Raw genomic sequence first — 11,976 nt, forward strand, 5'->3', positions numbered from 1 at the left:
GGCGATGACGTAGGGTGGAACCCCCTCGTCCTTGGAGAGCTGGAGGCGCCAGGCGCGCAGCTCGTCGAAGAGGCGCTTGGCATCGGGAGAGAACTCGGCAGAGGCCACGACCTTGCGCTTTCGCGCCATGCGGCTCTCGGAGGCTTCGGGCCGGTGCGCCGGCGGCAGCACGAGGCGGGCAGGGCGCTCGCCTTTCATCACGGTGATGCCTTCCTCGGTAAGAAACACCAGCGGGTGCTCGCCGCCGGTAAAGCCCACCCAGCCGGCGGTCACGCAGCGACGCAGCAGGCGGGTAAGCCAGTCCTCGGAGTGTTCCTTGAGAATGCCGTAGGTGCTGAGCTGGTCGAGGCCCGCGCGCTGGAGCCGCTCGTCCTTCGCGCCGCGCACGAGCTTGGCGGCGGCGTTGAGGCCGAACTTGTGCTGCACGCGCGCCACGCCCGAGAGCGCCTTGCGGACCAGGAGGCTGACCTCTTCGGCATCCTGCTCGGTCTGGTCGAGCGACTCGCACACATCGCAGCGCCCGCAGCCGCCGAGCGCTTCGGCCTCGTCACCGAAGTAGCGGAGGATCGCATCGTGGCGGCAGCTTCCGCCCTCGGCCCAGCGCATGAGTTCGAGAAAGAGGTTCCACTTGTGCTCGATGACGCGCGGGTCGGGCGCGCGCCCGTCCATGTCGGACTCCAGCAGTCTTCGCCGGCGCGGCATGTCGTTGGGCGCGCTGAGCATGAGGCCCCACGCGTCGCGCCCGTCGCGCCCGGCGCGACCGACTTCCTGGTAGTAGGCCTCGATCGATCCGGGCGGCCCCAGGTGAATGACCGCGCGCACGTCGGAGCGATCGATGCCCATGCCGAACGCGTTTGTCGCGGCGATGACTTCGAGGCTTCCGTTGGAGAATCCGCGCTGCACGCTCTCGCGAAGATTGGGCGAGAGCCCGGCGTGGTAGCTGCCCGCCTTCCACCCGGCGTCGATGAGGCGCTGGGCCTCTTCCTCGGCCATGCGGCGCGTGGGCGAATAGATGATCGCCGCGCCGCGGTCGCTGCCCGGGCCGCCGAGCGCCTCGGCCAGCAGCGCATCGACGCGGCGGCAGCGGTCGGCCTTGCCGCTCACCTCGGCGGCGCGCAGCCGCAGGTTGGGTCGCGCAAAGCCGCGCACGTGCTGGGGGGTGTCGGTGCCAAGGCCGAGCTTGGCGACGATCTCGTCGCGCACCACCGGCGTGGCGGTCGCGGTGCAGGCAATCACCCGCGGGCTGCCGCGCACCAGGGCAAGCATCTCGCCGATCTGCGCATACTCGGGGCGGAAATCGTGCCCCCACTCGCTGATGCAGTGGGCCTCATCGACCGCGACGAGCGGGCAGTCGATCTGCGAGAGCAGCTCGCGAAAGCCCTCGAAGGCAAGGCGCTCTGGCGCGACGTAGACGATCTTGTACTGGCCGCGGCGCAGGTTCGAAAGGCGCTCGCGCATGTCGTCGGGACTCAGCGTGGAGGCGATGAAGGTCGCCGCAATGCCGCGCTCTTCGAGGGCGCGCACCTGGTCGTTCATCAGCGCGATGAGCGGCGAAATGACCAGCGTCGTCCCCGGCAGCACGACCGCCGGGAGCTGGTAGGTCAGCGACTTGCCCCCGCCCGTGGGCGCCACCAGCAGGACGCGGCCCTCCTCGATCAGCGTCTCGACGGCCTCGCGCTGGCCCGGGCGAAAGCGCTCGTAGCCAAGGAGGGCGAGCCCTTCTTCGAGTTGTTCATTGATGGCGCTGGCTTCGGCGGCAGGGGACATGGCCCCTATCTAGGTGGAATGGGGGCGACACTCAAGGGGGCGCTAGCTGCCCTTGCCGAGCTCCCGCGCGATGGGCGGCAGTTCGAGCTGCAGCTCGGTGGGCTGCGCGGCGCGCATCATTTCGAAGAGGATGCCCTCGCGAAGGCCCAGCTTGACGGCGTGGACGTAGTCGACGCCCAGGTGTTCCATGAGCCCTTCGAGCACAACAGCGCCTGCGACGATGATGTCGGCGCGGCGCTCGTGAAAGAACTTGTAGCGCTTCTTCGCCGTCATCTCGGCGAGCTCTTCGACGGCGATGGAGAAGTCTTCCGCCGGCACGGTCTTGCTCATCTCGCAGGGAGTGAAGTCGGCGAGCGCGCGGATCGTGCCCGAGCTTCCGTAGGCGTGGGTGAGATGGTCCCAGCCCTCGCCGGGGAGGTTGGCGGCGATTTGCTCGCGCACATACTCACGCATCATCTCGAGCTGCTTTTCTGGCACGAAGTCAGCGGCGTTGAAGAGCTCGGTCAGTCGCACGGTGCCGAGCTTGAGGCTGTAGAGATCGATGGGATCGTCGCCGCGGGCGTGAATGACCTCCGTCGATCCCCCGCCGATGTCGAAGACAATCGACTCGTCGGAACGGGACTTCCAGTGGAGCACGCCCTTGCAGATGAGGGCGGCTTCCTCGATGCCGGAGATGACTTCCAGGTGGATGCCGGTTTCCTTCTCGATCCGCTCCTGCACCTTGTCGGCGTTGCGCGCCTCGCGCATGGCGCTCGTTGCGACGGCACGGACCTGCGCGCCCCAGCGTTCGCAGAAGGCGGCATAACCCCCGATCGTCTCAACGAGCCGGTCGGCGACGGGCCTTGCCATCTTGCCGGTCTCGAAGACGCCCTCGCCGGGGCGGATCGCCTCGCGGGACTTGTGGACCGTGGAGAAGGAGCCGTCCGGGCGCAGCGTGACCATCTTCAGGCGCGAGGCATTGGTGCCCACGTCGATGGCGGCGAAGATCTTGCTGCTCTGTGCGGTGGCGCTCACGCTGCTGGTTCTCCCTGCGGCGCCTCCGGCGGGGCCGGAAACGCGGACCACGATTCTGCCGGGCAGGCAGAATCGGCTCTAACCCTGATTAAAGTCAGGGCAGACCCCCTGGATTCAAGTACAATAGGGCTCTTGAGTAGGAATTGTAACACCTTTGTCGATTTCCGCCCCTAGGATGGGCATGCGGGCCGGGACCCGAAAGCATTTTCGAAAAATGCGTAAAACAGCCAGGATGTCATTGGTGAGCGAGAAAGACCTCAACGAACCCGAATTGTACATCAACCGCGAACTCTCGTGGCTGGAGTTCAATGCCCGCGTGCTCGAGGAAGCGCTCGATCCCGAGCTGCCCCTCTATGAGCGCATCAAGTTCCTCGGCATTTTTTCCTCCAACCTCGATGAATTCTTCATGGTGCGCGTCGCCGGTCTCAAGCAGCAGTTCCTGAGCGGCGTGACCGAGACGCCCGCTGATGGGAAGCTGCCTTCGGAACAGCTCGCCGGAATCAGCGCCCGGTGCCACGATCTGGTCAGTGAGCAATATCGCTGCTGGCGCGAGGAAGTCCTGCCCGCGCTCAAACAGAGCGGCGTGGAGATCGTCTCCACCGACAGGATGAGCGCCGCGCAGCGCGAGGGTGCGCTGGAGTTCTTCCGCGACACCGCGTTCCCGGCGCTCACGCCGCTGGCCGTTGATCCGGGTCACCCGTTCCCGCACCTTCGCAACAAGTCTTTGAATGTCGCGGTCATGCTCGTTCCCGATCAGCCGATCATGGGGCGCTCACCCAATGAGACCGCGTTTGCCGTGGTGCAGGTGCCCAGTATCTTCTCGCGTCTGGTGGAGCTTCCCCCGTCTCCGAAATGCACCGAGGGCGAGCACTGCAAGTCCTTCGTGTTGCTCGGCGAGCTCATCGCCATGCACGCCGGGCGGCTCTTTCCCGGTTACCGCGTGCTGGAGACCGCTGTTTTTCGCGTGACCCGCAACTGGGACATGGAGTTCGACGAGGAAGAGTCCGAAGACCTGCTCTCCACGATCGAAGAAGAGCTTCGCCGGCGCGACCGCGGCGCCGCCGTGCGCATGGAAATCAACCAGAGCGCATCGGACGAGATGCACGCCATTTTGCAGGAAGCGCTCAATCTCGAAGACTCCGACGTCTACAGCGTGGACGGACCGCTCGATCTGACCGACTTGATGAGCATCCCCAAGCTCGCGCCCAACGCCTCGTTGCAGCTCGACGTTCCCGCGCCGGTCATGCCGCGGGAATTTCGCGGCGCCGAGTCGGTCCTCTCGGTCATCCAGCAGCAGGACGTGGTGCTGCACCACCCCTACGATTCTTTTGACCCGGTCACGCGCCTGGTGGAAGAGGCCGCAGACGATCCCGACGTGCTGGCCATCAAGCAGACGCTCTATCGTACCAGTCCCGACGGGCCCATCGTGCGCGCGCTCTCGCGCGCGGCGGAAAACGGCAAGCAGGTCGCCGCGCTCGTGGAACTCAAGGCGCGCTTCGACGAAGAGCGCAACATCGCCTGGGCCAAGACGCTGGAACAGAACGGCGTGCATGTCGTTTACGGCGTCGTGGGACTCAAGACCCATTGCAAGGTCACCCTCATCGTACGCCGCGAGGGCAAGGGCATCCGTCGCTACATGCACCTGGGCACGGGCAATTACAATCCGGACACGGCCAAGCTCTATACCGATCTATCCTTCTTTACCTGCCGCAAGGAGATCGCCGAGGACGTCTCGGCCCTGTTCAACCTGTTGACGGGTTATTCGAACGCGCCCAACTGGAAGCGCCTCGCGGTGGCGCCCATCGATCTGCACAACAAGGTCCTGCGCCGGATCAAGGAAGAAGAGGACTTCGCCCAGGATGGCAAGCCCGCGCGCATCATCGCGAAGATGAACTCGCTGGTGGACCCGCGGGTGATCCGCGCGCTCTATCGGGCGAGCCAGGCGGGCGTGCAGATCGACCTCATCGTGCGCGGCATCTGCTGCCTGCGACCGGGCGTGCCCGGGGTGTCTGAGAACATCCGGGTGATCAGCATCGTCGATCGCTTCCTGGAGCACAGCCGTGTCTTTGTTTTTGGTGAGGGCGAACGTCAGCGCATCTACGCATCCTCGGCCGACTGGATGCCGCGCAACTTCCAGCGGCGGGTCGAGGTGATGTTCCCGATTGAAGACCCGGCCGGGCGCAAGCGCATCATGGAAGAAGTGCTGGGCATCTGCCTGCAGGACAATGTGAAGGCGAGAGCGTTGCAGCCAGACGGTACCTACATCCGGGTGCCTGCCGGCGAGCCCCGCATTCAGACGCAGGTTGTGCTCTCCGAGCGCGCGCGTGAGCAGCGCGTGGTCTCGGGCGCCCTCGATGGGCTGGTTGAAAAACCGGCTCCCGAGGAACAACCGGCCCAGCGCGCAGCGGGGCAGTAGGCCTCCCGGGGAGAACGAATGCTTCTCTATCTCATGCGCCACGGCATTGCCGTAGACCGCAACGACCCCAAATGCCCGCCCGAGGCAAAGCGCCCACTGACCGAGAAAGGCGTGAAGCGAACCGCCGCCGCCGTCGCGGGGCTCGCCCGCATGATCACGGCGCCCGACGTCATCGTGTCCAGCCCTTATCGGCGCGCGGGAGAAACCGCGGAGCTGGTCGCCGACGCATTCGAGCTCTCTCACAAAGACATCGTGTACACCAAAGCCCTCCTGCCGGAGGCCAATCCCTCGGAACTCTTCGCCTTCCTCGAGAAATACAACGGCCGGTCCGTCATGTGCACGGGCCATGCACCCAACCTCGACCTGGTGCTCGCCTCCGCCATCGGCGCCAAGCGCATGTCGGTGACCGGCATGAAAAAGGCGGCCGTGGCCTGCCTGAATTTCTCGGCCCTTCGCGCGGGGCTCGCCGATCTGCTCTGGCTGGCCGAGCCACGGCTGCTGCGCGCGCTCGCCGGCGAGGACTAGGCAAGGCTGCTGGACCCGTGCTCAGTGTGCGCCTAGGTTGCACACATGGTGATGAACCCCTTCCAGAACAACCGCGAAGACCCGACCGATCCGGTGGGGCTGCTCCTCGACTGTCACGCGAGAATCCGGCACTTCACCGGCGTGGCGCAGAAGATGATCGGCCCCCACGACGCAGATGACGAATCGGTGCGCCTGGCGGCCGAATCGGTGGCGCGCTACTTCGAAAAAGCTCTGCCGCTTCATGCCGAGGACGAGGACGACTCGCTGCTGCCGAGGCTGGAGAGCGCGGGAGTCGCGTGCGAGACCGAGCGCATGCACGCCGAACACGCGGAGATCCATTCTTTGATCGGCGAGCTGCTTCCCTCGTGGAAGAAGCTGATCGATGAGCCCGCATCGCTGCCGGAGCTTCGCGAGCAGCTCGCCGGGTCAACCCGGCGCCTCTCGGAGGTGTTCGAGAAACACCTTGCCTACGAGGAAGCCGAGCTCTTCCCCCATGTGGGTGGCGTGCTCGACGAAGCGCTGCGCCGCAAGATCTTCTCCGAAATGCGCGCGCGCCGCGCGCCCTGAAGCCTGTCGCAGCGAAAGGGCCTGCCGCGACGATTGTAACCTATATATGGCGTCCCAAAGGGAACTTGGGCGTTGACCGCGCCGGCTGCGTTGGCTTCAATCGCCTGCCATGGACCCGGTAACCCAGGGCGCCCTTGGCGCCGCGGCGGCGCAGGCCGTGCTCGGTGGCAGGAAAGAGATTCCCGCCGGGGCCCTGTGGCTGATGGGAGCGGCCGGCGGAATGGCAGCCGACCTCGATGTGCTCATTCGCAGCGCCGAGGACCCGCTTCTCAAGATCCTCTTCCACCGCCATTTCACTCACTCGCTGATTTTCATTCCCATCGGCGGACTCATCTGCGCGCTGCCCTGGCTCATCCCGAAAAAATACCGGCCCCACTGGCGGCAGGTCCTTGCCGCGACGACCATCGGTTACGCCACCCACGGGGTACTCGATGCCTGCACGACCTACGGCACGTTGCTGCTCTGGCCCTTCTCGGACCACCGGGTGAACTGGGGGCTCGTCTCGGTCATCGATCCGATGTTCACGTTTCCGCTGATTGCCGCAGTGGTGATCGCGGCGCGAAGAAAGCTTGCGCGCCCGGCAATCGCAGGGCTGGCCTGGTGCCTGCTCTACCTGAGTCTGGGCGGGATGCAGCATTACCGCGCCCACAGCGTGCAGGAGCGCCTTGCCGCAAAGCGCGGCCACACCATCGAGCGCTCCGATGTCTTCGTCTCCTTTGCCAACAACATCACCTGGCGCTCGGTCTATGAAGCGGGCGGGGTGCTCTATGCCGACAAGATCCGCGTGCCCTGGCTGGGGCGCGGCCGCGCCAGTGAGGGAGAGACCCGCGCAGCGCTGGACGCATCGCGCCTGCCGGCCGGGGTGCAGAGCAACCCCGAGACCGCCCGGGCCCTGCGGCTCATCAAGTGGTTTGCCGCCGACTGGGTGGCCCAGGACCCCGAAGATCCGGCCGTCGTGGGGGACCTGCGCTACTCGTTTTCGCCCGAGCAATTTTCGCCCATCTGGGGCGTGCGCCTCAAACCCGGTGATCGGGACCGGCCGGTGGAGTGGGTGAACAACCGCCGCAAGCGCTCCATCGATACCCGGCACATCGTTCAGCTCGTATTCGAGGACGGCCCGAGGCCGATCTATTTCGAGTGAGAAATTCCCGACCGCCGGTCGGAAATCAGAGTGCAAACCGGCCCGCAACCCAAAGAGTTGGCGCCGGGCCCCCGGTGGGCTAAAGAACGCGCCGACGCGTCACCCCCGGGCGGGGGATTCCCGAGCAAGGAAACCAGAATTCTGGACCTCACCACGCAAACGCAGCTCGCCAGTGCCCTGGTACTGGGGCCGGCCCTTGCCGGAGCGGTCATCGTCGCGGCCCCCCGCATGGGAAAGCCCGCTGCGGTGCTGGGAACCGCCGCGTCGCTGCTCTCCTTTGTCATCGCGCTCAGCCTGCTGGTCGCCAAAAAATGGGGAGTAGGGCTGGCGTGGGACTGGGCGCCCGAGGTCTACGTCCAGGTGGCCTGGCGGCTGGAATTCGCGCCGCTGGCGCTGGCCGCGCTGGTGAGCGGCATCGGCGCCCTGGTGCTGCAATACGCCGGCGCCTACTTCGGTCCGAGCCTCAAGGGCAACCGCGCCGTGGGCACCCTGGCCCTGTTCGAGGCCGCGATGCTGGGCCTCGTTCTCTCCGACAATCTCTTCGCGCTCTTTGTATTCTGGGAACTGACGGGGCTTTGCTCGTTCTTCCTCATTGCGACTGATGCCGACAAGCGCGACGACGCCTTCCCTGCGGCGCAGCAGGCGCTGCTGGTCACCGCCGGCGGCGGCCTGCCGATGCTGGTGGCCTTCATCTATCTGGCAATCACGCGGGACAGCGCAAGCCTCTCGGCGCTCTCGGCAATGGAGCTGCCGATTATGGCGCAGACCATCGTGCTGGCGCTCATCCTGCCCGCGGTGGTGACCAAGTCCGCGCAGGTGCCGTTCCACTTCTGGCTTCCCGGCGCAATGGCCGCGCCCACGCCGATCTCGGCCTACCTGCATTCGGCCACCATGGTGAAGGCTGGTGTCATCCTGCTGCTCTTCTTCTATCCAATTTGCGGGGCAAGTCCCCTGTGGAGCCAGGCGCTCATTCCCTTTGGCGTGGCCACCTGCCTGTGGGGCAGTTACCGCGCGCTTTGTGAGGACGACATCAAGCTGCTCATGGCCTGGTCGACCGTCTCGCAGCTCGGCCTGCTGGTCATCACGCTGGGCCTTGGAAGTGACCTCGCCGTGCGCGCGGCGGCGCTGCATCTCTTCGCCCATGCGATCTTCAAGGCGGGGCTCTTCCTGAGCATCGGCGGCATCGATCATGCCGCCCACACGCGGCTTCTCGAAAAGCTCGGCGGGATGGGCAAGAAAGTCCCCGTGCTCTTCGGCGCAGCCGGAATTCTCGGCGCGTCCATGATGGGCCTGCCGCCGGTCGCGGGCTTTCTCTCCAAGGAACTCATTGTCGAGGAAGCGCTTCACAGCGGCCTCGCGCTGCAGTGGCTTGCGCTGTTTGGCATCGTCGTCGGCTCGGTGGGCACGGTGGGTTACACCGCGCGCTTCGTGCTCGGCACCTTCACCGGCGAGCCGCGCTCCAAGAGTGCCTCGCACGCCCACTCGCCGGGTCCCGGTTTCCTGATCGGTCCCTGCGTGCTGGGCGCGCTCACCCTGCTGGGCGGCCTGATGCCGGGCCTTGTCGACCATGCGCTGCTCACCCCGTTCATGCACTCGCTAGTGGGTGAGGGCGAGGCTCACACGCATCTGGCGCTCTGGCACGGGGTGACCCCCGCGCTGCTGACGAGCCTTGGCATCGTCGCCGGCGGTTTTGCCGTGCACTTCATCCTGAAGCTTCGCCTGCTGCGCTCGGATTTTGGCGTGATGAGCGGGCCGCACGTGTTCGAAGCATTCATCGAGTGGAGCCAGAAGCTCGGCAAAGTAATGAACGCCGCGTTCGCCAACGCCGACCCGCGCATCTACTTCGCGCTGGCGATGCTCATGGGACTCGCCGGCGCGCTTCCGCTGGTGGGGAATCTCTCCAGCATGACCAGCGCGGGCGAGCTCTGGACGCCGGGCCTGTTGGTGTTGGGCATCCAGATCGTCGCGCTGGTGGTCATCATCAAGGTCAAGGCGCGTCTCTCGCGCATCCTGCTCGTCTCACTCATCGGATTCACGGTGGCCATGTTTTACAGAATGCTTGCCGCGCCCGACCTCATGCTCACGCAGGTGACGGTGGAAGTCCTCTCCACCGTGTTCATGGTGCTGGCGATTCGCTTCCTGCCCGAGAAGGAACTCACCGGCGGCTGGAGCGCGGGCGGTCATGCGCTGCGCATCGGCGTCTCGGGCCTGGTCGGCCTGCTGGCCGCGGCGCTGGCGTGGACGGCCTTCGAGAATCCGGCCGGTCTTCGCCTGACCGAGTATTTCTTTGAAGCCACGCCTGCCATCGGCAAGGGCTCGAACATGGTGAACGTGATCCTCGTCGACTTCCGCGGGCTTGATACCTACATCGAAACGACCGTTGTGCTGCTCGCCGCGCTGGGCGTGGGCGGGCTGATGGTGGGAATCGAGACCCGGCGCGGCAAGAGCGCGCCGCTTCCCGATCCCGCCAGGGAGGAAGCCAGATGAGAAGCTTCCTTCTTGAACAGCTTGCGCGGCTCATCATTCCGCTGGCCCTGCTGCTGGGGCTGAGCCTGCTGCTCAAGGGCCATCATGCCCCGGGCGGCGGATTCGTCGGCGGCCTGGCCCTCTCGGTCGCCGGGATCCTGGGCATGGCGGCCTATGGCACCAAGGTGCTGCGCGCGCGCCTTCCCTTCCAGCCCGAGCGCGTGGCTGTCGTCGGCGTCATCATCATCTTCTGCACGGTGTTTTTCCCGCTGCTCATGGGCGATCCGATGCTCACCCATCGCAGCGGCGACATCCCGCTGCTCTTCGGGCTCTCCTACCACTGGCACACCGCGCTGTTCTTCGACATCGGCGTGATGCTCGCGGTGGGCGGCGGCGGCACGGCCGCAGCGCTCTGGCTCTGGGAGCGCCACCCGCGCGAGTTCGGCATCACCCATGGGGAGAAAGACTGAGCCATGGGCCCGATTGCCGTCATCTCGGTTTTTCTGCTGACTTCGGTCGGTGTGTATCTGCTGCTCGGGCGCACGCTCTTTCGCGCCGTGCTGGGCCTGGGGCTCATCACACACGCGGCCAACCTGCTGGTGATGATGACCGGTGGGTGGCATCGCGTTGCGCCGCTGGTGCAGGACGGGGCCACCGTTGAGAACGTGGCCGATCCGCTCCCGCAGGCGCTGCTGCTGACCGCAATTGTGATCTCCATGGCGGTGACGATTTACCTGCTCGCGCTCATGGCTGTGGCCTCGGTGCGCGAGGGGCTGCTGCTCACGCAGCCTGCGCCCGCTACCGACGAGGGCCGCAGCCGCGAGGAAGTGCTCGACGAGCTTGAAGGCCGCTCCAGCAGCGCAGTTACGGCGCCTGCGGAGGAAGCCAAGTGACGCTTCAGCCGCTACTTGCCTTCGGGCTGCCCGGAATCACGGGCCTTGGGCTCTGGCTCTGGGCGCCGAGCTACCGCAAGGCGCGCGCCGCGGCGCTCACCGTGTCGCTGGTGCTCATCGTGATTGCCGTGCAGATGATCGAAGCCACCGCCGGGGGCGAGGTCTTCGTGCATGCCATGGGCAACTGGAAGCCGCCCTTTGGCATCGTCTTCGCCGTGGACCGGCTCTCGGCGCTCTTCGTGTTGCTCCAGTCGCTCGTTCTCTTTGTAACCATCGCGCTGCTGCGCGCAGAGACCCACGGCGAGAGCACGGCGATTCGCGCCTATCCGATCCTGTTCATGCTCTCCGAAGGCCTGATGGGTGCGTTCATGACGGGCGACCTGTTCAACCTCTTCGTCATGTTCGAACTGGTGCTGCTCGCGTCCTATATGCTGTTGCAGATCCCGGGGACCAGGCGCTCCCTGCGCGCGGGCTTTGCCAACATCTCCATCAATCTGATTGCCTCCGCACTCTTTTTTGCGGGCGTTGGAATCCTCTACGGCGCGTGCGGGTCGGTGAACATGGCCGATCTCTCCATGCGCATCGGCGACGCGCACGAGGGACTCAAGGTCGCCGGGCTCACCATGCTGGTGGTGGCCTTCACCATCAAGGCCGGCATCCTCCCCATCGTCTTCTGGTTGCCTTCGACCTATCCGACGCTGACCGGCCCGGTGGCCGCGCTGTTTGCGGGCATGATGACCAAGCTCGGCGTCTACGCGCTCATGCGCACCGCGCCGCTGCTGATGCAGGGAACAATTCTGCCCGAGGTGCTGGTCTGGGCGGGCGCTGCATCGGCATTGCTGGGCGTGCTCGCCGCGCTGGCGCAGTACGAGATCCGCCGCCTGCTGGGCTTCCACATCGTCTCGCAGGTGGGATACATGATCCTTGGGCTCGGCCTGCTCACGGTAACGGGGCTCGCCGGGGCGATCTTCTACCTCTCGCACCACATCCTGGTGAAGGCGACGCTCTACTTCGTGGGCGATGAGCTCGAGCGTCGCAACGGCACGCGCGACCTGCGCGAGATGGATTTCCTGCGCTCGAAGGGTTGGGCGCTCAAGTTCGTTTTTGTGACGGCGGCCTTCTCGCTCGCGGGGTTGCCGCCCTTCTCGGGATTCTTTGCAAAAATCGGCCTGTTCAAGGCGACCTAC

Annotated in this window: 10 protein-coding genes; 8 read left to right on the plus strand and 2 right to left on the minus strand. The window is 65.8% G+C overall.

The genetic code is table 11. The features are described 5' to 3' along the window. The coding region (locus tag KDH09_13075) for an ATP-dependent DNA helicase RecQ (protein ID MCB0220626.1) at window positions 1-1,767 on the minus strand (1,767 nt) is incomplete at its 3' end. 42 nt (window positions 1,768-1,809) lie between these two features. Beyond that, window positions 1,810-2,781, minus strand: a complete 972-nt coding sequence (locus KDH09_13080) for a Ppx/GppA family phosphatase (protein ID MCB0220627.1) — start codon at window positions 2,779-2,781, stop codon at window positions 1,810-1,812. 232 nt (window positions 2,782-3,013) lie between these two features. On the opposite strand from KDH09_13080, the gene ppk1 reads away from it, so the two are divergent. From ppk1 to KDH09_13120, 8 genes are all read left to right on the plus strand, one after another. After that, window positions 3,014-5,197 (plus strand): polyphosphate kinase 1, encoded by a 2,184-nt coding sequence (gene ppk1, locus KDH09_13085; protein MCB0220628.1) that lies wholly within the window; start codon window positions 3,014-3,016, stop codon window positions 5,195-5,197. Window positions 5,198-5,215: 18 nt separating this feature from the next. After that, window positions 5,216-5,722 carry a histidine phosphatase family protein gene (locus KDH09_13090; GenBank protein MCB0220629.1) on the plus strand — a complete coding sequence of 169 codons (507 nt, stop codon included), beginning with the start codon at window positions 5,216-5,218 and terminating at the stop codon, window positions 5,720-5,722. Window positions 5,723-5,767: 45 nt separating this feature from the next. Beyond that, window positions 5,768-6,289 (plus strand): hemerythrin domain-containing protein, encoded by a 522-nt coding sequence (locus tag KDH09_13095; GenBank protein MCB0220630.1) that lies wholly within the window; start codon window positions 5,768-5,770, stop codon window positions 6,287-6,289. A 109-nt stretch (window positions 6,290-6,398) separates the two neighbouring features. After that, on the plus strand, window positions 6,399-7,430 hold the full coding sequence (locus KDH09_13100; protein ID MCB0220631.1) for a metal-dependent hydrolase: 1,032 nt from the start codon (window positions 6,399-6,401) through the stop codon (window positions 7,428-7,430). Between the two features lie 228 nt (window positions 7,431-7,658). Next, the gene (locus KDH09_13105; protein ID MCB0220632.1) at window positions 7,659-9,917 is read left to right on the plus strand and encodes a DUF4040 domain-containing protein; all 2,259 of its coding nucleotides are present in this window, start codon (window positions 7,659-7,661) and stop codon (window positions 9,915-9,917) included. Continuing rightward, window positions 9,914-10,366 (plus strand): MnhB domain-containing protein, encoded by a 453-nt coding sequence (locus KDH09_13110; GenBank protein ID MCB0220633.1) that lies wholly within the window; start codon window positions 9,914-9,916, stop codon window positions 10,364-10,366. Before KDH09_13105 ends, KDH09_13110 begins: the two co-directional genes overlap by 4 nt. 3 nt (window positions 10,367-10,369) lie before the next feature. Continuing rightward, window positions 10,370-10,789, plus strand: coding sequence for an NADH-quinone oxidoreductase subunit K (locus KDH09_13115; protein ID MCB0220634.1), 420 nt, complete (start codon window positions 10,370-10,372; stop codon window positions 10,787-10,789). Continuing rightward, the coding region (locus KDH09_13120; protein ID MCB0220635.1) for a Na+/H+ antiporter subunit D at window positions 10,786-11,976 on the plus strand (1,191 nt) is incomplete at its 3' end. The genes KDH09_13115 and KDH09_13120, both read left to right, overlap by 4 nt.

The organism is Chrysiogenia bacterium (assembly GCA_020434085.1).
Lineage (GTDB): Bacteria > JAGRBM01 > JAGRBM01 > JAGRBM01 > JAGRBM01 > JAGRBM01.